This is a genomic window from Plantactinospora sp. KLBMP9567 (genome assembly GCF_033446045.1).
Taxonomy (GTDB): Bacteria; Actinomycetota; Actinomycetes; order Mycobacteriales; family Micromonosporaceae; genus Plantactinospora.
Map to the genome: position 1 here is coordinate 48,485 of NZ_JAWQRR010000031.1, position 20,103 is coordinate 68,587.

Annotated in this window: 15 protein-coding genes and 1 pseudogene; 7 read left to right on the forward strand and 9 right to left on the reverse strand. The window is 73.5% G+C overall.

Features of this window, described 5'->3' with window-relative positions; genetic code table 11:
- Window positions 1-130: 130 nt before the first annotated feature.
- Genes hemQ through hemE form a run of 3 tightly spaced genes read right to left on the reverse strand, consistent with a single transcriptional unit; the run spans window position 131 to window position 3,454 of the window.
- Window positions 131-877 carry a hydrogen peroxide-dependent heme synthase gene (gene hemQ / locus R6Y94_RS23980; protein ID WP_318395124.1) on the reverse strand — a complete coding sequence of 249 codons (747 nt, stop codon included), beginning with the start codon at window positions 875-877 and terminating at the stop codon, window positions 131-133.
- Window positions 874-2,352 (reverse strand): protoporphyrinogen oxidase, encoded by a 1,479-nt coding sequence (gene hemG, locus R6Y94_RS23985; RefSeq protein ID WP_318395125.1) that lies wholly within the window; start codon window positions 2,350-2,352, stop codon window positions 874-876. Before hemG ends, hemQ begins: the two co-directional genes overlap by 4 nt.
- 19 nt (window positions 2,353-2,371) lie before the next feature.
- Window positions 2,372-3,454: a uroporphyrinogen decarboxylase gene (gene hemE / locus R6Y94_RS23990; RefSeq protein ID WP_318395126.1), complete on the reverse strand. Its 1,083-nt coding sequence runs from the start codon at window positions 3,452-3,454 to the stop codon at window positions 2,372-2,374.
- 157 nt (window positions 3,455-3,611) lie between these two features.
- On the opposite strand from hemE, the gene R6Y94_RS23995 reads away from it, so the two are divergent.
- Both R6Y94_RS23995 and R6Y94_RS24000 read left to right on the forward strand, forming a co-directional pair.
- On the forward strand, window positions 3,612-4,184 hold the full coding sequence (locus R6Y94_RS23995) for a DUF3000 domain-containing protein (protein ID WP_318395127.1): 573 nt from the start codon (window positions 3,612-3,614) through the stop codon (window positions 4,182-4,184).
- Window positions 4,185-4,308: 124 nt separating this feature from the next.
- A complete protein-coding gene (locus R6Y94_RS24000) occupies window positions 4,309-5,628 on the forward strand; it encodes a ribonuclease D (RefSeq protein WP_318395128.1) in 1,320 nt (439 codons plus the stop codon).
- Between the two features lie 88 nt (window positions 5,629-5,716).
- On the opposite strand, the gene galE is transcribed toward R6Y94_RS24000, so the two are convergent.
- Entirely contained in the window at window positions 5,717-6,742 is a 1,026-nt protein-coding gene (galE, locus tag R6Y94_RS24005; protein ID WP_318395129.1) for a UDP-glucose 4-epimerase GalE, read from the reverse strand.
- A gap of 189 nt (window positions 6,743-6,931) precedes the next feature.
- On the opposite strand from galE, the gene R6Y94_RS24010 reads away from it, so the two are divergent.
- The 3 genes from R6Y94_RS24010 to R6Y94_RS24020 all read left to right on the forward strand — a co-directional run bounded on the left by R6Y94_RS24010 (window position 6,932) and on the right by R6Y94_RS24020 (window position 11,805).
- Complete coding sequence (locus R6Y94_RS24010; RefSeq protein ID WP_318395130.1) at window positions 6,932-8,131, forward strand: acetyl-CoA C-acyltransferase; 1,200 nt, start codon at window positions 6,932-6,934, stop codon at window positions 8,129-8,131.
- Window positions 8,128-10,227, forward strand: coding sequence for a 3-hydroxyacyl-CoA dehydrogenase NAD-binding domain-containing protein (locus R6Y94_RS24015; protein ID WP_318395131.1), 2,100 nt, complete (start codon window positions 8,128-8,130; stop codon window positions 10,225-10,227). Before R6Y94_RS24010 ends, R6Y94_RS24015 begins: the two co-directional genes overlap by 4 nt.
- A 306-nt stretch (window positions 10,228-10,533) precedes the next feature.
- Complete coding sequence (locus R6Y94_RS24020) at window positions 10,534-11,805, forward strand: B12-binding domain-containing radical SAM protein (RefSeq protein WP_318395132.1); 1,272 nt, start codon at window positions 10,534-10,536, stop codon at window positions 11,803-11,805.
- A gap of 70 nt (window positions 11,806-11,875) precedes the next feature.
- Here the strand turns inward: R6Y94_RS24020 and R6Y94_RS24025 are convergent, their stop codons facing one another.
- Both R6Y94_RS24025 and R6Y94_RS24030 read right to left on the reverse strand, forming a co-directional pair.
- Window positions 11,876-12,259, reverse strand: coding sequence for a VOC family protein (locus R6Y94_RS24025; protein WP_318395133.1), 384 nt, complete (start codon window positions 12,257-12,259; stop codon window positions 11,876-11,878).
- 231 nt (window positions 12,260-12,490) lie between these two features.
- Window positions 12,491-13,114 carry a winged helix-turn-helix domain-containing protein gene (locus tag R6Y94_RS24030; RefSeq protein ID WP_318395134.1) on the reverse strand — a complete coding sequence of 208 codons (624 nt, stop codon included), beginning with the start codon at window positions 13,112-13,114 and terminating at the stop codon, window positions 12,491-12,493.
- Between the two features lie 362 nt (window positions 13,115-13,476).
- Between R6Y94_RS24030 and R6Y94_RS24035 the strand changes: the two genes are divergently transcribed.
- Window positions 13,477-14,436, forward strand: coding sequence for a DUF2637 domain-containing protein (locus tag R6Y94_RS24035; protein WP_318395135.1), 960 nt, complete (start codon window positions 13,477-13,479; stop codon window positions 14,434-14,436).
- Between the two features lie 242 nt (window positions 14,437-14,678).
- On the opposite strand, the pseudogene R6Y94_RS24040 reads toward R6Y94_RS24035, so the two are convergent.
- From R6Y94_RS24040 to R6Y94_RS24050, 3 genes and pseudogenes are all read right to left on the reverse strand, one after another.
- Window positions 14,679-15,824: pseudogene (locus tag R6Y94_RS24040) on the reverse strand (sensor histidine kinase); the annotation flags it as partial.
- Between the two features lie 8 nt (window positions 15,825-15,832).
- On the reverse strand, window positions 15,833-16,519 hold the full coding sequence (locus tag R6Y94_RS24045; protein WP_318395136.1) for a response regulator transcription factor: 687 nt from the start codon (window positions 16,517-16,519) through the stop codon (window positions 15,833-15,835).
- Between the two features lie 79 nt (window positions 16,520-16,598).
- Window positions 16,599-17,948: a PQQ-binding-like beta-propeller repeat protein gene (locus tag R6Y94_RS24050; protein WP_318395137.1), complete on the reverse strand. Its 1,350-nt coding sequence runs from the start codon at window positions 17,946-17,948 to the stop codon at window positions 16,599-16,601.
- Between the two features lie 160 nt (window positions 17,949-18,108).
- On the opposite strand from R6Y94_RS24050, the gene R6Y94_RS24055 reads away from it, so the two are divergent.
- Window positions 18,109-20,076 (forward strand): hypothetical protein, encoded by a 1,968-nt coding sequence (locus R6Y94_RS24055; protein ID WP_318395274.1) that lies wholly within the window; start codon window positions 18,109-18,111, stop codon window positions 20,074-20,076.
- Window positions 20,077-20,103: the final 27 nt, after the last annotated feature.

The window sequence follows — 20,103 nt, forward strand, 5'->3', positions numbered from 1 at the left end:
CAACACCGGAGTAGGGGGCAGCGGCGTGACGCCGTTGCCCCCTACTCCTCTCCGACCAGGTGCTGCCCGGCTGCGGTCGGATCCGGACGCGACGACCCGGCACCACCGACGGCACGGCGGCCGGCTCGCGTCACGGCAGCGCGTTGACCAGTTCGCCGATGCTCCGGCGCCGGCCGGTGAAGAACGGCACCTCCTCGCGGACGTGCCGACGGGCCCGGGAGGCGCGCAGGTCGCGCATCAGGTCGACGATCCGGTGCAGTTCGTCGGCCTCGAAGGCCAGCAGCCACTCGTAGTCGCCGAGCGCGAACGAGGCGACCGTGTTGGCCCGGACGTCCGGATAGCCGCGGGCCATCATGCCGTGCTCGGCCAGCATCTCCCGGCGCTCGGCGTCGGGCAGCAGATACCACTCGTAGGAGCGGACGAACGGGTAGACGCAGACGTAACCCCGGGCCGCCTCACCGGCCAGGAACGCCGGTACGTGGCTCTTGTTGAACTCCGCCGGCCGGTGCAGCGCCATCTGCGACCAGACCGGCGCCAACTGCCGGCCGAGCGCGGTACGCCGCAGCCGCCCGTACGCGTCCTGGAGCGCGTCGCTGGACGACGAGTGCCACCAGATCAGCAGGTCCGCGTCGGCGCGCAGCCCGGAGACGTCGTAGCTGCCCCGCACCACCACGTCCTTGCCGGCCAGCTCCTCGAAGAGCGACCCGACCTCGGCCGCGATGCCGTCCCGCGCCTCGGGCAGCGGACCGGTCGCCCGGAACACCGACCACATGGTGTAGCGAATGCTCTCGTTCAGCTCGCGCAGCCGCGCCGCGTTGCTCTGCTCCGAGCCAGCAGTGTTGGTCTGCTCCGAGCCACCGGTCTGTTCCGCAGTCATGTCCCCGATACTCCCAGCACCTTGATGATCTCCTCGGCCGCGGTCTCGCCGGAGCGTACGCAGACCGGTATCCCCACCCCGTCGTAGCCGGCGCCGGCCAGCGCCAGGGTCGGGTGTGCGGTCCGCAGCGCGGCCCGGGCCGCAGCCACCCGGTCCAGGTGGCCGGGGGCGTACTGGGGGAGCGCGCCGCCCCACCGTTGCACGTGGCTGTCGACCGGTGCGGGCAGTTCCGTGCCGAGCAGCTCGGACAGCTCCCGGTGCACCGCCGAGACCAGCTCGTCGTCGGCGCGTTGCAGCAGGTGCTCCTCGCCGTGCCGGCCGACCGAGGCGCGCAGCAGCAGCGTGCCGTCCGGGCGGCGCAGGTGCGCCCACTTGCTGGTGAAGAAGGTGGCCGCCTTGACCAGGGTCTGCTCGGTCGCCGGCACCAGGAACCCGGACAGGTCCGTCGGCACCGCGCCGCCGGTCGCGGAGAGCACGCCGCGGTCGCTCGCCGCCGCGCTGTCGGGCGGGCCGGGCAGGGCGAGGCTGATCAGCGCCACGCTGGCGTAGTCGAGCCGGCCGACCAGCGCGCCGACCGCCACGTCGACCCCGCCGAGCAGCCGGGCGGCGGGCCGGGCCGGCAGGGCCAGCACCACCGCGTCGACCTCGACCAGTTCCGGGTCGCGGGTCGGACCGATCACCAGGCGCCAGCCGCCCGGGACGGGCAGCAGCTCCCGGACCGCCGCGTTCAGCCTGATCTCGGCCCGGGCCGCCTCGGCGACGGCGGCCACCAACCGGCTCACTCCGCCGTCGACGGTCGCGAAGACCGGGCTGCCGGCCGGTCGGGGCGCGGCGGCCATCGCCGCCCGGACCGCCCTGGTCAGGGTCGGCTCGACGCGCGCCGCCCGGGCCAGCCCGGGCATCGTGGCGGCCAGCGACAGTTCGTCGGCGCGGCCGGCGTACACCCCGCCGAGCATCGGGTCGACGAGCCGGTCCACCACCTCGTCGCCGAGCCGCCGCCGGACCAGCCCGCCGACCGTCGGGTCCTCGTCCGGACCGAGCAGCGGGCGGCCTCCGTCGGTGTCCCGCTCCGCCGCCGGCCGGGCCACCGGGGCCACCGCGGCCAGGTCACCGGGTACCCCGACCAGGGTGCCCGGGGGCATCGGCCGCAGCTCGCCACCGATCGCCAGCGCGGCCCGCCCGATCGCCGGGTGCACCAGCGCGTCGGCCAGCCCCACCCGGCGGGCCAGGGCGACCGCCGCCGAGTCCCCGCCGGCCGGATCCCGGGTCAGGAACGCCTCGGCGCCGAACTCGACCGTCGCACCGCCCAGCGACCCGGTACGCAGCTTGCCGCCGAGCGCACCGGACTGCTCGTACACGGTGATCTCGGTGTCGGCGGGGAGCCGGTCCCGCAGCCGGAGCGCGGCGGCCAGCCCGGTGATACCGCCGCCGACCACCGCGATCCGCGGCCCGCCGGACCGTGTCGTGTCGTTCACCCCGGTGCCCGCCTCTCGGTCAGCTCGCGGACGCTTCGTGGACCAGGGCGACGACCCGGGTCAGTACGTCGGGATCGGTCTCCGGCAGCACGCCGTGCCCGAGGTTGAAGACGTGCCCGGGGGTGGCCGCACCCTCGCCGAGCACCCGGCGCACCTCGGCCTCGACCACCGGCCAGGGCGCGAAGAGCACGGCCGGGTCCAGGTTGCCCTGCACCGCCCTGTCCGGCCCGATCCGCACCGTCGCCGCGTCCAGCGGGGTACGCCAGTCCACCCCGACCACGTCCGCCCCGGCCTCGCCCATCGCGCCGAGCAGTTCGGCGGTGCCGACCCCGAAGTGGATCCGGGGCACGCCCGCGTCGGCGAGCCCGCGCAGCACCGCCGTCGAGTGCGGCAGCACGAACCGGCGGTAGTCGGCCTCGGAGAGCGCCCCGGCCCAGGAGTCGAAGAGCTGCACTGCCGCCACGCCCGCGCCGACCTGCACCTTCAGGAAGGCGAGGGTGATCTCGGCCAGCCGGCCCAGCAGCGCGTGCCAGACGTCCGGTGCGCCGTGCATCAGCGCCTTGGTGCGTACGTGGTTGCGCGACGGCCCGCCCTCGACGAGGTAACTGGCCAGGGTGAACGGCGCTCCGGCGAAGCCGATCAGCGGGGTGTCGCCGAGTTCGGCGACGAGCAGCCGGACCGCCTCGTCCACAAAGGACACGTCGGAGGGGTCGATGGCCCGGATCCGGTCGACGTCGGCGAGGGTGCGTACTGGTTCGGCCACCACCGGGCCGGTGCCGGGCACGATGTCCAGGTCCACCCCGGCCGCCGCCACCGGTACGACGATGTCGCTGAACAGGATCGCCGCGTCGACGCCGTGCCGGCGTACCGGCTGGAGGGTGATCTCGGCGACCAGCTCCGGCCGGCGGCACGACTCCAGCATCGGGATCCCGGCCCGCACCTCGCGGTATTCCGGCAGCGAGCGCCCGGCCTGCCGCATGAACCAGACCGGGGTGTGTGGCACCGGCTGGCGCCGGCAGGCCCGGACGAACGGCGAATCGGCCGGGCCGCCCGGGGCCGGCTGGTCGTCTCGGGCCACGTCGCCCGCAGTCGTGGTGGTCATCGGCGCCATCGTGCCACGCGCCCCGTTCCCGGCGACGCGCACCGCCGGGTTTTGTGGCGTGCCAGACGTACCCGATGTGCGGTGCGCCGGGCCGACCGGCCGCTCCGACCGGCGCGGCGCCCCACCACCGCGCCGACGATCGGCTTAGGCTGCGGATATGGCCTCCCCGATCGTCCAGCCCGAGACCTTCGCCCGCGCGGTGGCCGGGTTGCGGTCGGCGGCGCCGCGCGCGGAGATCGTGCTGGAGGAGGTGGGCGCCCCGCAACGGCTGGCCCCGTACGCCTTCGCGCTGGCCGCGAGCGTGCGGCGCGACGGCGAGGAGGTGGCCACCGGACGGCTGATCCTGCTGCACGACCCGGCCGGACACGAGGGTTGGGAGGGGACGCTGCGCCTGGTCACCTACGTCACCGCCGAGCTGGAGATCGACCTCGCCGCCGACCCGCTGCTGCCCGCCGTCGGCTGGACCTGGCTGACCGACGCGCTCCAGGCGCGGGACGCGGCCCACCGGGCGCTCGGCGGCACGGTGACCCAGACCATGTCGACCCGGTTCGGCGAGCTGGCCGGCCCGCCGGCTGCCGGTGACATCGAGATCCGCGCCTCCTGGACCCCGGTCGACGACGACCTGCGGGCACATCTGCTGGCCTGGTGCACGCTGCTCGCCTCCACCGCCGGGCTGCCGCCGCCCGGTGTCACCGCGCTGCCGCACTCCCGGCCGGCCGGCGCCGCCTGACCAGCCGCAACTTCTGCCGAACCTCGTACGCCCCAACCGCTTCGGCGGCCCCAGCCGCCCCACCGGACCCGACTCGCCGGACCGGCTGCGCGACCCGAATCCTGGCGAAGACTAGGGTTGTCAGGTGACCGACGAACCACCCCTGCGCCGTCGGGCCGCGCAACGCCGAGCAGGGGACGAGCCGCACAGCCTTCCGGTGTCCGCGCCGGATCCCGAGACAGTGGGGCCCGACCCAACGCCCGGCGGGCCCGTACCGCTTCTCACCCCTCGCGACGGCACTCCAGCCCCCGTCGAGACACCCGCCGGCCTGGCCGACGTGGTGTCCCGGTTCGGGGCCGGCACCGGCCCGGTCGCCGTCGACGCCGAACGCGCCTCCGGCTACCGCTACAGCCAGCGGGCCTACCTGGTCCAGCTCCGGCGGGCCGGGGCCGGCACCGTGCTGATCGACCCGCTGCCACTCGGCGACCTACGCACCCTCGACGAGGCGATCGCGGATGCCGAATGGGTGCTGCACGCCGCCAGCCAGGATCTCGCCTGCCTCGCCGACCTCGGGCTGCGGCCGAGACGCCTCTTCGACACCGAGCTGGCCGCCCGGCTCGCCGGCTTCGAACGGGTCGGTCTGGCCGCACTGACCGAACAACTGCTCGGCTTCACCCTGGAGAAGCACCACTCGGCGGCGGACTGGTCCAGCCGGCCGCTGCCGGAGTCCTGGCTGACCTACGCCGCGTTGGACGTGGAGATGCTCACGGAACTGCGGGACAAGCTCGCGGCCGAGCTGGAGCGGCAGGGCAAGGCGAAGTGGGCGGCCGAGGAGTTCGCCGCGCTGGTGGCCTGGGGCGCCCAGCCGGCCCGGCAGCGGCCGGACCCGTGGCGGCGGACCTCCGGCATCCACCGGGTGCGCGGTGCCCGGGCGCAGGCTCGGGTGCGGTCGCTCTGGTACGCCCGGGACGAGATCGCTGCCCGCCGTGACTCCGCGCCCGGCCGGGTGCTCCCGGACGCCGCGATCATCGCCGCCGCCGAGATGGACCCGAAGGACGAGCGGACCCTGCTGATGCTGCCCGGCTTCGGCGGCCGCTCGGTACGCCGGCTCGTCCGGACCTGGCTGGACGCCCTCGCCGACGCTCGGCAACTGCCGGACGACGCGCTGCCGGTGAGCCCGACGATCGACGGGCCGCCCCCGCCGCACCGCTGGGCCGAGCGGGACCCGGTGGCAGCCGCCCGGCTGGCCCGGTGCCGCGAGGTGGTGACCCGGATCGCCGCGGCGCACACCCTGCCGCCGGAAAACCTGATCACTCCCGACTCGGTACGCCGGCTGGCCTGGATCCCGCCGGAGGAGATCACTCCGGAGACGGTGGCCGAGACCCTGGGTGGGTACGGCGCTCGGAGCTGGCAGGTCGGCCTGATCGCCGAGGAACTCGCGCTGGCACTGGTCGGGCCGACCTGACCCGCCCACTCCGGCCCGCCGGCAGCAGGTTCTCCGGCGGGCCAGAGTAGCGGCGCAGTTCTCCGCCGGGCCGGAGCGGCGGCACAGGTCAGTGGTGCAGGTGCAGGGCGGGCCGGCGGATGCCGAGCAGCTCGTCGCGGATCCTGCACCACTGCACGGCGTGCCGGATGCCGTCGGCAACGGAATACTCGGGCTTCCAGTCGAGCAGCAGGCGGGACCGGGTGCTCCGGGTGAACGAGCCGGCCGCGTCGCCGGGGCGGCGCGGCGCCTCGCGGGTGCGTACCGGCCCGACCGCCTCGGCGAAGGCGGCGACGAGTTCCCGGACGGTGGTCCCGTCGCCGGTGCCGAGGTTGACCGCCTCCACCGACCGGTCGCCGCCGGGCGGCAGGATCTCGTCGAACCGGCGCAGCGCACAGACGTGTGCCCTGGCCAGGTCCCAGACATGGATGTAGTCGCGGATTCCCGAGCCGTCCCGGGTGGGCCAGTCGGTACCGGTGATCGGGAACTCCCCGCCGTCGGTCCAGGCGTCGATCAGCTTGCCCAGCGCGTGCGTCGGCCGGGGCACCTGGAGACCGGTACGCAGCAGCGGGTCGGCACCGATCGGGTTGAAGTAGCGCAGCGAGAGCGCCCGCAGCGGGGTGGCCCCGGCGGTGTCCGCTAGCACCGTCTCCATCATCGCCTTGGTCCGGGCGTACGGGCTGGCCGGCTCCAGCGGTGAACTCTCGTCGACCGAGAGGTCGGCACCGGTACGGTAGATCGCCGCCGAGGAGCTGAAGACGTAGCGGGTGACCCCGTTGCGGAGGATGTGGTCGAGGAAGTCGAGCGACTTGGCGACGTTCTCCCGGTAGTAGCGCAGTGGCTCGCTGACCGACTCCGGCACCACGATGAGCGCCGCCGCGTGCACCACCGCGCCGATCTCCGGGTGCTCGGTGAAGATCCGGTCGAGCAGCACGCCGTCGGAGATGTCGCCCCGGTAGAAGGTCCGTCCCCGGGTGAACTCGACCCGCCCCGTGCAGAGGCTGTCCAGGATCACCGGTTCGATGCCCTCGTCCAGGCAGGCCGACGCGATGGTGCTGCCGATGAAGCCGGCACCACCGGCGACCAGCACCTTCACCCGGACTCCTGGCTGATTGGAGGCTTTTTCACAATTGCTCGGCGTTTAGCCGGCAATAGCGGGATTACCGACGCACCCAGCCGGACAATATGTGGTCCGAGCCACACGGGGGGCACGAACGACACTAGTTACTGGCTAGTAGCATCCGAGGTACCCGCCCACCCGGGCCCCTGCGGCAAGGAGGCTCCAGTGCCCCGTGAAGTCCGGGACGTCGTCTTCGTTGACGGCGTCCGCACCCCGTTCGGCAAGGCAGGTGGGATGTACGCCCACACCCGCGCCGACGACCTGGTGATCCGCTGCATCCGCGAACTGCTGCGGCGCAACCCGCAACTGCCGCCGGAGCGGGTCGACGAGGTGGCGATCGCCGCCACCACCCAGATCGGCGACCAGGGCCTCACCATCGGCCGTACCGCCGCGCTGCTCGCCGGGCTGCCCAAGACGGTGCCCGGGTACGCCATCGACCGGATGTGCGCCGGGGCGATGACCGCGGTCACCACGGTGGCCGGCGGGATCGCGATGGGCGCCTACGACGTGGCGATCGCCGGTGGGGTCGAGCACATGGGCCGGCACCCGATGGGCGAGGGCGTGGACCCCAACCCGCGGATCCTGGCGGAGAAGCTGGTCGACCCCTCCGCCCTGGTGATGGGCTCCACCGCGGAGAACCTGCACGACCGGCTCCCGCACATCAGCAAGGAGCGCGCCGACGCGTTCGCGCTCGCCTCGCAGGTCAAGACCGCCAAGGCGTACGCCAACGGCAAGCTCCAACCCGACCTGGTGCCGGTGGCGACCCGCGACCCGGAGACCGGCTGGGGACTCGCCACCGCCGACGAGGCACCCCGGGAGACCTCACTGGAGAAGCTGGCCACCCTGAAGACACCCTTCCGCCCGCACGGCAAGGTCACCGCCGGCAACGCGGCCGGGCTCAACGACGGGGCCACCGCCAGCCTGCTCGCCGCCGAGGACGTCGCCCGGGAACTCGGGCTGCCGGTGTCGATGCGGATGGTGTCGTACGGCTTCGTCGGGGTGGAGCCGGAGGTGATGGGCTACGGCCCGATCCCGTCGACCGAGAAGGCGCTGCGGATCGCCGGGCTGTCCATTGACGACATCGACCTCTTCGAGCTGAACGAGGCGTTCGCGGTGCAGGTGCTGGCCTTCCTCGACCACTTCGGCATCGCCGACGACGACCCCCGGGTCAACCAGTGGGGCGGGGCGATCGCCATCGGCCACCCGCTCGCCTCCTCCGGGGTACGACTGATGACCCAGCTCGCCCGGCAGTTCGCCGAGCACCCCGAGGTGCGGTACGGCCTCACCGCGATGTGCATCGGGATCGGCATGGGCGGCACAGTCATCTGGGAGAACCCGAACTGGGAAGGCGGCGACGACAAGTGACGGTTCCGCGCAACCCCAACGAGGTGGTCACCCGATCGCTGCTCCGGCTGGTGAACCTGCCGGGGCTGGACCGCCCGGCCGCGCTGATCACCCTGGACAACGGCCTGGACCACACCAAGCCGAACACCTTCGGCCCGGCCGGTCTGTCCAGCTTGGACAGCGCGATCACCGAGGCGCTCGCCGCCGAGCCGGCGTTCGTGGCGGTGACCGGCAAGCCGTACATCTTCTGCGTCGGCGCGGACGTGACCGGCATGCCGCTGCTCGCGGACCGGGACCAGGCCCGCGAGATCGGCCGACTCGGGCACCGCGTCTTCGGCCGGCTACGCACCAGCGCCGTGCCGACCTTCGCCTTCGTCAACGGCGCGGCGATGGGCGGCGGGCTGGAACTGGCGCTGCACTGCCACTACCGGACGCTCTCCGGCGGCGCCGCCGCGCTGGCCCTGCCCGAGGTGTCCCTCGGCCTGGTGCCCGGCTGGGGCGGCACCCAACTGCTGCCCAACCTGATCGGCATCGCCGGTGCCGCCCAGGTGATCATCCAGAACCCGCTGATGCAGAACCGGATGCTCAAGCCGAAGCAGGCCGCCGAGCTGGGCATCGCGGACGTACTCTTCGCGCCGGCCGACTTCCTGGAGCGCTCGCTGGAGTGGGCCGCGCAGGTGGTGCGCGGCGAGGTCCAGGTGACCCGGCCGGAGGTCGACCGGGAGATGTGGGACGGCGTGCTCTACTTCGCCCGGCAGACGCTGGACGAGCGACTGCACGGCGCGGTACCGGCCGCCTACCAGGCGCTGGAGCTGCTGGAGCTGGCCCGCGAGGCGCCGGACGGGCCCGCCGAGGGCGACCCGGACCGGCTGCCGAAGGGAATGGCCGCCGAGGTGGAGGCGCTGGCCGAGCTGGTCTTCAGCGAGGAGCTGCGCAGCGGCCTCTACTCCTTCGACCTGGTGCAGCGCCGGGCCAAGCGGCCGGCCGGTGCCCCCGACAAGGGCCTGGCCCGGCCGGTGACCAAGGTCGGCATCGTCGGCGCCGGCCTGATGGCCTCGCAGCTCGCGCTGCTCTTCGCCCGCCGGCTCCAGGTGCCGGTGGTGCTCACCGACCTCGACCAGTCCAGGGTGGACAAAGGCGTCGGCTATGTGCACGCCGAGATCGACAAGCTGGTCGGCAAGGGCCGGCTTCCCGAGGGTACGGCCGCCAAGCTGCGCGGCCTGGTCAGCGGCTCGGTCGACAAGGGCGTCTTCGCCGACGCCGACTTCGTGATCGAGGCGGTCTTCGAGGACCTGGCGGTGAAGAAGCAGGTCTGGGCGGAGCTGGAGAAGATCGTCTCGCCGGAGGCGGTACTCGCCACCAACACCTCGTCGCTCTCGGTCAGCGCGATGGCCGCCTACCTGGAGCACCCGGAGCGGGTGGTCGGGTTCCACTTCTTCAACCCGGTCGCGGTGCTGCCGCTGCTGGAGATCGTCCGGGGCGAGCGGACCGACGACGCCACCCTGGCGACCGCGTTCGCGGTCGGCAAGGAGCTGCGCAAGTCCTGTGTCCTGGTCGCCGACGCGCCGGCCTTCGTGGTCAACCGGTTGCTGACCCGGTTCCTCGGCGAGATCATCGCGGCCGTGGACGCCGGCACCCCGCCCGAGGTGGCGGACGCCGCACTCGACCCGCTCGGCCTGCCGATGCGCCCGCTGGCGCTGCTCCAGCTCGTCGGGCCGGCGGTGGCGTACCACGTCGGCGGGACGCTGCACGCCGCCTTCCCGGACCGGTTCGCGGTCAGTGAGAACCTGAGGCGGATCGCCGAGTCCGGCAAGCCGCTGGTGGTCGACGGCGACGTCAACCCCGAGGTGGCCGGGCTGCTGGAGGTCGGTTCCGCGCCGCTGCACGCCGAAGAGGTACGCCGGCGGGCGCTGGACGCGCTCGCCCAGGAGATCCGGCTGATGCTGGACCAGGGTGTGGTCGCCGAGCCGCAGGACATCGACCTCTGCATGATCCTCGGTGCCGGCTGGCCGTTCCACCTCGGCGGCGTCACGCCGTACCTGGATCGGACCGGCACCTCCGAGCGGGTCACCGGCCGCCGCTTCCTGCCCCGGGGCGCGGCCAGCCTGCCCGCCTGACCGACACCCACCCATCCCCCCACGATCGCGGTGATCAGGGACCTGTCCCGGCGAGTCGCACGGCGCGCTGTGCGACCCTGATCCCTGATCACCGCGATCTGCCCGGGCGCCTGCGGCGTGCGGCGATTTGCCCGCCCGACCGGGCGGGGGCGCCGGCCGGGCAGGCATCGAGATTCGCGTACCGGACTGAACTGCCACTGGACGTCGACTGGATTCGTCCCGCCGGGAGGACCCGGGAGGTCTCCTTCACCGAGTCTCCACGACGGGCACACACCCGCCCCGCACCGGCTGCCTAGCGTCGGTGACATGCGTGTCAAGCTGATCCTGCCGGCCCTGACCGAGGCAACCAGCCCGTTCTTCCGACCGATCAAGTACTCCCTGATCGCCGGGCACCGCTACCTGGTGCCGAACTCGATTGTGGTTTCCCGGGGCTGCCCGCACCACTGCGACTTCTGCTACAAGGACGCCTTTTTCGCCGGTGGGAAGTCGTTCTACACGCAGGCGGTCGACGACGCGCTGGCCGAGATCGACCGGCTCCCCGGCCGGCACCTCTACTTCCTCGACGACCATCTGTTCGGCAACCGGCGGTTCGCCCGGGCCCTCATCGACGGGATGGCCGGGATGGGCCGGCTCTGGCAGGCCGCCGGCACCGTCGACGCGGTACTCACGCCGGACCTGCTCGAACGTGCCGTCGACGCCGGGCTGCGCAGCCTCTTCGTCGGCTTCGAGACGGTCAACGACGGCAACCTGGCGGCCACCCGCAAGCGGCAGAACGTCGGCCGGGACTACTCGGCGGTGGTGCGGCGGCTGCACGAGCACGGCGTGATGGTCAACGGCAGCTTCGTCTTCGGGCTGGACGACGACGAGCCGGATGTCTTCGACCGTACGGTCGGCTGGGCGGTCGAGCAGGGGGTGGAGACGGCCACCTTCCACATCCTCACCCCGTACCCGGGGACCGCGCTGTACGACCGGATGGCCGCACAGGACCGGATCCTGCACCGGGACTGGGACCGGTACGACACCCGCCAGGTCGTCTACCGGCCGAAGCGGCTCACCCCGACCCAGCTCACCGACGGCTACCGGCGGGCCTACCGGGACTTCTACCGCTGGCCGGCGATCTGGCGCGGAGCCGCCACGAAGGAGAGCCTGCGCGGCCGGCTGCGGCATGTGGCGTACGCGGGCGGCTGGAAGAAGTTCGAGCCGGCCTGGGACGCGGTTATCCGGGCCGGCCGGGTGCTGCACGCCCTGCCGCTGCTGGAGGCGGTGCTCGGCGGCTTCGGCGAGCGGCCCGCGGGCAGCGGTGGTGGCCGGGCCGGCGAGGGCGGGGCGAATCCGGTTGCGCCGTCGCTCGCGCCCGTCGACATCCAACGGCATGGATCTCGACGACGTCGCGCCGGTCCGGGCCGGGGCACGCGCCGTGCTCGGAGTCGACTTCAGCTCGGTGGCGACCACCGCCGCCGCCCGCCGGGCGGCCGACCTGGCGGTCCCGTGCCGGTACGTCGTCGCCCGGCTGCCCGGTGCCCCGCTGCGGGACGGCTGCCGAACGCGTACGCCCTGCTCGCCCGGCTGCCGGGCTAGCCCGGGCCCCGCCACACCGCTGCGGTGCGGAGGGGTCCGGTACTACCGTTTCGCGCCGGTACGCCGCAGCTCAGTCGGCGTGCTCGGCGGCGCTCCGCTCGACGCAGAACTCGTTGCCCTCCGGGTCGGCGAGCACCGCCCAGCCGGTGCCGTCCGGCCGCCGGTGGTCCGCGACCAGGGTGGCGCCCAGCCCGAACAGCCGGTCGACCTCCTCGTCCCGGGTCCGGTCGGTCGGTTGCAGGCAGACGTGCAGCCGGTTCTTACCCGACTTGCCCTCCGGCACCCGCTGGAAGAAGACCTGCGGCCCGACGCCGTCCGGCGCCAGCAGCGTGATCTCGTCGTCGCCGGGCTGGTCCTCCGGACGCAGGGACCGGTCCAGCACCTTCGCCCAGAAGCTGGACAGCCTGTAGGTGTCGGCACAGTCGAAGCTGATGTTGTGGATGATGGAACTCACGAATCCTCCATGCTGGAGTGTGCGCCTCGCGGAGGAACGCGGATCGGTCAGCGGTGGCCGAGGCGAGGCGCGGGACAGGACAGCGCAACCATCTACCGCACCTCCCTCCGATGATCCGGGCTGACGGCGGCAAGCCTGGCACGACGGGACGGGATCGGCAACCGGGTTTTCCACCGTCGTCGGGCCGGACCCGGGCGGCCCGGCTCGACGAGCGGGGTGCGGCCGGGCGGCTCAGTCGGCGAGTCGGTGCAGCACGAAGAGCCCGCCGTGCCGGGGCTGGTCGAGGCGCTGCTCGTCAGTGCTCACGTACTCGTCGAGCAGCGCGCAGATCCGGCGGTCGAGTTCGGCGATGTCCTCGACCGACAGGTGCAGCGCGAACCGTGCCAGTGTCTGCACCGAGTCGCCGCCGGCCTCGCGTAGCTCGTGTTGGAACGCCTCGATGGGAGCCAGCCGGGAGACCCGGGTGGCATCGGTGAGCCACCAGGACTGCCGGGTCGACCGGTACGGCTTCTCCAGCGCGCCGCTGTTCCCGGCACGCACCGATCCCGGCTCCAGCAGCCCAGCGTCCACCAGGTGCCGGACGTGGTAGAGCACCGTACCCGGGTCCCGGTCCAACCGATTCGCCAACTGCTTGTTGGTCAACTCCTGCTCGTGGCAGAGCCGCAGGATGCGCAGCCGCAGCGGATGGGCCAGCGCCTTCGCTTCCCGGACCGTCGCCTCCCGCCGCTCCGTCGCCTGAGGCCGCTGCTCGGCCTCGCGCCGCTCCGTCGCCTGACGACGCCGCCGGGAGGCGTCGGTGCCGGGAGCCTCGGCGATGGTGCCGGTCGGTTGCCGGCCGGTGCCCTGTTCGCGCATGGCGAAAGCGTAGTCGACCGGTGGAACCAATCCACCGATGGAGTGTTCTCCATCGGTGTGTAATTCTCCACCGATGCTCCAGCTCGGCCTGCTCGCCGGGATGATCGTGGTCACCGACGACCGGATGGACGCCGCCGAACGCGACGCCGAGCAGCCGGGCGGACACCACTGACCGCGAAGGGCGGGCAACCACCCGGCAAGGGGTGGCAACGCCAAGCACATGGATGGCCACCAGGCGGTGAGCGACACGCCGGAAATCCCGCCGGTACACCGGCTGGACCGCTTCGGCCGTAAGGATGAGCGGTCAGGCCGGCTGGTCCGCTGGGCCGAGAGGAAGCACGACGACAGGCAAGGAGCGACCGGTGCCCCTCCCACAGCTTCGCCGGGTCCGCTGGGCCGTACGCGCCACCCTGGCCCTCGGGGTCGCCGCCTCGGTGGTCGCCAACATCCTGCACGCCCGGGACAACCCGATCAGCCAGGCCATCGCCGCCTGGCCGCCGCTGGCCCTGCTGCTCACCGTCGAGTTGATCTCACGGGTACCGGTGCACCGCCGCTCGTTGGCGTTCGCCCGGATGGCGGCCACCGCCACCATCGCCGGGATCGCCGCCTGGGTGTCGTACTGGCACATGGTCGGGGTGGCCGCCCGGTACGGCGAGACGGGCGCGTCGCCGTACCTGCTGCCACTGTCGGTCGACGGCCTGATCGTGGTGGCCAGCATCTGCCTGGTCGAGCTGGGCGGCCGGATCTCCGCCGCCCAGGCCGCGACCTCCGCCGAGGCGACCCGGTCCGGTCCGGCGGCAGAGTCCGCCGAAGCCGGCGCCTTCACCCGGACCGGGGAGTTCGACCGGGTCATCCTGGGAACCGAGCGGGCCGCCGGACCGGGCGGGGACGCCGGGACCCGTCGGCGCCCGGCGGCATCGAACGGCGGACCGCTCGGCGCGGTCGAGCCGCTCGGCCGGGGTATCGGCGAAATCCTCGCCATCCCGTCCGGCGACACGGAAACCGGCGTGTCCGGCGGGACGCAGGCAGGCGCGCCCGGCACGACCGGCGCGGCAGCGCCACCGGACGCCGGAACCGCCGCCAGGACCAGGAAGGCGCCGACCGGAGCGGCCCGGAAGCGGGGCTCGACCGGCCGCGCGGCCGGGCCGGGCGCCGCAGCACGGCCACGCCGGCCGATCACCGAGACCGCCGCTCTGGCCGCGGCGATCCAGGCGGAGCGGCCCGAGGCCAGTGACGCCGACGTGGCGCAGGAACTCGGCATCACCACCGCCCGGCTACGGGCGATCCGCCGCGAGGTACGCGAACTCGACCTCGTCGCCTGAACGCAGAGCCGTTAGCCGGATGCGGGGTCCGCACCGGGGCCGGCCTCCGCCAGGTCGGTCGGGGTGCCGGGCTCGGCCGGCGTACCCGGGACCGGCACGCCGGCCGGGGCGGCCCGGCTGGCCGCCGAGCCCAGCGGGACGGTGCTGGCCGTACTGACCACGCTGTTCGCCGGTACCGGCCGGACCGGCACGGCGACCGGACTGCCGCCGACCGCCGCCGACGCGGCCACCACCGGGGTCGTCTCGGCCGCCGGCAAGGTCACCGTCACCTCCAGCCCGCCGCCGTCCTGGGCGATCGCGCTGACCGTGCCGCCGTGCGCGTCGCAGACCGCCCGGACGATCGACAACCCCAGCCCGGAGCCACGGGCACCGGTACGTTCCCGGCCGCCCCGCCGGAACGCCTCGAACAGCCCTGGTACGTCCGCCTGCTCCACCTCGAAACCGGTGTTGCCGACCACCAGCCAGGCGTGCTCGGGACCCGAGCCGGTACGCACCCACATCCGGCCGTGCAGGTGGTTGTACCGCACCGCGTTCTCGATCAGGTTGCCGGCCAGCCGCTCCAGCAGGCCCGGATCGCCGACCACCGGTGCCGGGGCCAACGCCGTCTCGACCTGGAGCTTGAGCCGGTTGGTCTCGTTCCGGACCGCCGAGAGTGCCGCACTGGCCCCGGTGGCGAGATCGGTCGGCGCCTTCCGGGCCAGCCGGCGGCCCGACTGGGCCTCGCTGCGTGCCAGCACCAGGAGCGCGTCGACCAGGTTGTTGGCCCGTTCCGACGCGTCCCGGACCACCGTGGCCATCCGCCGGTACTCGGCCACGTCCGCCTCGTCGTCGGCCATCGTGACGTCGATCTCGGTACGCATCACCGCCAGCGGGGTACGCAGCTCGTGCGAGGCGTTGGCGACGAAGCGTTTCTGCGCCTCGAAGGCGTCCCCGATCCGGTCCAGCATGGCGTCGAAGGTGCCGGCCAGCTCGGCCACCTCGTCGTCCGCGCCGGAGTAGCGGATCCGCTGGTCGAGGGTGGCCTCGCCGAGCCGTCGAGCCGTCGAGGTGACCTGGTGCAGTGGGCGGAGCGCCCGGCCGGCCACCGCGTACGCCCCGGCGACCCCGACGATGCTGATCACCAGCAGCGCCAGCAGCCCCTTGACCAGCAGTTCCCGGGTGGCCGTCTGCGCCATCTCCTGCTGCCACTGGCGCGCCCCGACCGTCCGGCCGTCGGAGAGTTCGAGCATCGGGTTCGACCTGAGCTGGATGTCCGGGGTCAGCGCGTCCCCGACCAGCAGCCAGGCGAGCAGCACCAGGATCGCCCCGGCGCCGATCAGCAGCACGCCGTTGAGCAGGGTCAGCCGGAGCCGGAGGGTGGGCCGCACCCGGGGCCGGCGGCGGGTCAGATAGACGGTCACACGCTCACCTGCCCCGGCACGTACGGGTCCGGCACCCGGTAGCCGGCCCCGACCACCGTCTCGATCAGTGGAGGATCACCGAGCTTCTTCCGCAACGTCATCACGGTCACCCGGACGGTGGTGGTGAACGGGTCGGTGTTGGCGTCCCAGACCCGTTCCAGGAGTTCCTCGCTGGACACCACCGCCCCGCGCGCCTTGACCAGTTCCTCCAGCACGCCGAACTCCTTACGGGTCAGGTCCACCGCCGCCCCGGCCCGGGTGGCGACCCGCCGCGCCGGGTCGACCACCAGGTCTGCCACGGTCAGCACCGGCGGGGTGACCGGGGTGGCCCGGCGGCCGAGGGCCTGCACCCGGGCGACCAGCTCGTCGAAGGCGAACGGCTTCGGCAGGTAGTCGTCGGCGCCGAGCTGGAGACCCTCCACCCGGTCGGCGACCGTACCGCTGGCGGTCAGCATCAGCACCCGGGTCAGCGCGCCCGAGGTGACCAGGTCGGCACAGATCTGGTCGCCGTGCACGCCCGGCAGGTCCCGGTCGAGCACCACCACGTCGTAGCGGGTGACGAAGGCCATCTCGTGTCCGGCCGAGCCGTCGTAGGCGACGTCGACCGCCATGCCCTGCCGGCGCAGCCCACGGACGATCGCATCGGCAAGGTTGCGCTCGTCCTCCACCACCAGTACCCGCACCACGACCTCCCCGGCTGCCTGTAGGGGACAACCTATCCGTGCCCGACAAGTGACAGCTCGCAGGCGCCGGCCCGGCCGGCTATCCGGGCAGCCGCCACACCCCGATCGAGGCGTCCAGCCGCCGGCAGTGCAGCGCGGTCGCGGTCAGCCCGCAGTCGCCGGAGACCCCGGACAGCACTGTCACAAGCCGGCCCCGCCAGGTCGCCGGATCGAACTCCACCACCCAGGCCCGGCGGTCCGCGCCGTACCGGACGCCGATGAACCGCGATCCGTGCGGGGTGAACAGTCCCCAGGCACCGAGGTCGGCGAGTACCCGTCCGCTGGCCGGATCGAGCACGGAGAGCGCCTCGGTCTCGCCGGCCCCGGCCCCCTCGGCGGCGACCAGGGCGTCACCGACCCTCCAGATGCCGATCCAACGCTCGTCCGACCAGCGGGTACGGCCAGTTTGCGCGTCCCAGACCCGTACGCCGCGCTGGGAGCGCAGGCTGCACAGGTCGGCCCCGCAGGCGAACGGCCCCCGCTCCACGCCGGGCTGGGCCGGCAGCGACCAGCGCCGGTCCAGCCCCGGCAGCCCGTACGCGGTCACCGCGCTCTCTTCGTACACCACGAAGAGGCCGGCGGCGACCGCGGCCCGCCAGTTGGTCCGCGGCCCGGCGCCCGGCGGCGGCATCTGGACGGCCCGCACGACCGCGCCGGTGCCGAGGTCGCGCACCTCGACCCGGCCGGACGGCAGGGCGAGGACCAGGGTCGAGGCCCGCACGGGTGCCCTCGGGTCGGCCGCCGACACGTCGAACGACGGCAGGGCGCCGGCCGGCACCGGCAGCGACCAGCGCACGGCACCGGAAGCCGGGTCCACCGCCTCCAGCGTGCCGGGCCGGTTCTCCGCGCCCGGCCGCCAATCCTCGGCTGCCGCCCAGAGCACCAGGTCACCGCCGCTGCTGACCACCATCAGGCTCGCCTCGCGCTCCCAGGCCACGGCGCCGGCCGACACCTCCAGCACGGTCAGCCGGGCGACCCTGTCCAGCAACGGTTCCGGATAGCGCGCCAGCAGCAGGTGCTCGCCGACCACCTGGAGGCTCCCGATGTCGCCGGCCGGCAGCGTCACCCGCCAGCCCAGCTCCGCCGCCGGCAGCCGGTACGCGGCCAGCTCCGGACCGCCCCCACGGGGCCGCTCGGGGTCGACGACGAACATCCAGCCCCGGTCGGCGTGGACGATGGAGCCGAGCCAGGCCGGTACGGCCGCCTCCGGCCAGGGCCGGGAAAACGGGCTGCCAGCGGCCACCATGCCGAGCACCCCGACCAGCACGGCCGCGAGCAACCCCGGCCGGGCCGACCGGCGCCGGCCGGCCCGGCGCGGCGCGGCCCGGTCCGACCCGACCGGCCCGGGACGGGACCCCGCAGCCAACTCACCCAGCTCGATGGTGGGCATCTCCCTCCCTCCCCGACTCCGCCGACCAGCCCGGCGCGTTCCGTCCGGATGGTCCGGTGCGAGCCGGCACGGTGATCCGGCACACTCCGGATATCCCGGAGCGGGTAGCGGCAATTCGGACGCGAAGCCACCTGTACGATGGCGCCTCGTGGCAGTTCCGGTGGTGGACAATTCTTCGGACGCCGAAGCCGGTTCGACCGAAGTCGGTCGATCTCGACGGTGGCGGATCTTCCGAACTCCCGCGCGGGTCGACGTACTGGCCATCGGAGCGTACGTCCTACTCGGCATCTTCGTGTGCGCCAACTACTGGGTCGACGTCAACCACCGGGTGTCGTCGCACCTGCCGACCGACCACAGCTGGTTCGAGTGGCTCTTCGCGCACGGCGCGTACTCGGTGCAGCACCTGGAGAACCCGCTCTTCTCGGCCCGGCAGAACGCGCCGGACGGGGTCAACATGATGGCCAACACCTCGCTGTTGGGCGTCACCCTGCCGCTGGCCCCGCTCACCTGGCTGTTCGGTCCGCAGGTGACGTACGCGCTGTATCTGGGCGGTGCGCTCGCGGCGACGGCCGCCACCTCGTACTGGGCGCTCTCCCGGCACCTGGTCTCCTCGCGGGGCGCGGCGTTCGTCGGCGGGGCGTTCCTCGGCTTCGCGCCCGGCATCATCCACCACGCCAACGGGCAGCCCAACTTCGTCTCCAACTTCCTGCTGCCGCTGATCGTGGTCCGGGTGTTCCGGCTCGCCGAGCCGGGCCGCTGGCTGCGCAACGGGCTGATGCTGGGAGTGCTGGTCGCGTACCAGATCTTCATCAACGAGGAGATGCTGCTGCTCACCGCGCTGGCCTGCGCGGTGGCCGTGCCGCTCTACGTCGCCTTCCGCTGGTCGCTGATGCGCCACCGGATCTGGATCTTCCTGCGCGGCCTCGGCGTCGGCGGCGCCGTGGCGCTGCTGCTGGCGGGCTACCCGATCTGGTACCAGTTCAACGGCCCGCAGTCCTACCGTGGCCTGCAGGGCGGCGTCTTCCACAACTGGGGCGAGGACCTGCGGGCCTTCGTCACCTATTCCCGGGACACCATCGCCGGCTCGCCGGAGGTGGAGAAGACCATCGGGGTCACCGAGCAGAACACCTGGCTGGGTTGGCCGCTCGTCGGGCTGGTCGTGCTGGTCGCCGTGCTGCTCTGGCGGACCTCGGTCGCCGCCCGGATCGCCGCGCTGCTCGGTGCCGGGTTCGCGCTCGCCTCGCTCGGCCGGCAGATCCGTTACGACGGCCGGCTCACCGAGCAGGAGGGGCCGTGGCACCTGCTGCCGGAGGACCTGCCGCTGATCGAGATGATGATGCCGACCCGGCTGAGTCTGGTCACGGTCGCCACCGTCGGGCTCCTGGTCGCGCTCGCCTGGAACGACGTCGCGAAGGGCCGGCCGCGACCGGCCGCCTCGAACGGCGGCGCTCCGGCCGGCGGCTCCGGAAACGGCGTCGCGGCCACCTCCGGCGCGCCGCACCAGATAGCGTCCGGCACGCCGGACGGCAGCGCGACGGCCAACGGCGGCCCGGCGCCGGGTAGTGTCCCGCTCGACGTCGCCGGCCGGGTCGAGCCGGCCCGGCCCCGGCTGCGGATCCTGGCGTACGCCGCGATCGCGCTCGCGCTGCTGCCGCTCGTCCCGCGCCCGCTGCCGGCCATGCACATCGACCCGCCGCCGCGGTTCATCACCTCCGGGGCCTGGCGACCCTACGTGCCGGCGGGCCGGACCCTGGTGCCGGTGCCCATCCCGAGCAACGTGCACGGCCTCTCCACGCTGCGCTGGAGCGCGCTGACCGGGCAGGCGTTCCCGATCCCGGCCGGCTACTTCATCGGCCCGGACGCGCAGGGCTACGGGGTGTTCGGCGCCCCGTCCCGGCCGACCAGCCTGCTGATCTACGGGACGATGGACCGGGGCGCCGCACCGGTGGTCACCGAGGAGAACCGTCGTCAGGCCATCGAGGACCTGCGGTTCTGGCGGGCCTCGGTGGTGGTGCTCGGCGACCACCCGGCCACCCCCGCCCTGCACGTCCTGCTGGCCGGACTGTTCGGCCCGGGGCAGCGGGTGGACGACGTCTGGCTCTGGGACGTCCGACCGCTCGTCGGCTGACCGCCGTTACGACTCCCCTGGGACCGT

Bases quoted from the DNA above. Each gene is read 5' to 3' on its own strand.
- hemQ (WP_318395124.1), bottom strand. From the start codon at position 877: ATGACTGCGGAACAGACCGGTGGCTCGGAGCAGACCAACACTGCTGGC.
- hemE (WP_318395126.1), bottom strand. From the start codon at position 3,454: ATGACCACCACGACTGCGGGCGACGTGGCCCGAGACGACCAGCCGGCC.
- R6Y94_RS23995 (WP_318395127.1), top strand. From the start codon at position 3,612: ATGGCCTCCCCGATCGTCCAGCCCGAGACCTTCGCCCGCGCGGTGGCC.
- R6Y94_RS24020 (WP_318395132.1), top strand. From the start codon at position 10,534: ATGCGTGTCAAGCTGATCCTGCCGGCCCTGACCGAGGCAACCAGCCCG.
- R6Y94_RS24030 (WP_318395134.1), bottom strand. From the start codon at position 13,114: ATGCGCGAACAGGGCACCGGCCGGCAACCGACCGGCACCATCGCCGAG.
- R6Y94_RS24050 (WP_318395137.1), bottom strand. From the start codon at position 17,948: ATGCCCACCATCGAGCTGGGTGAGTTGGCTGCGGGGTCCCGTCCCGGG.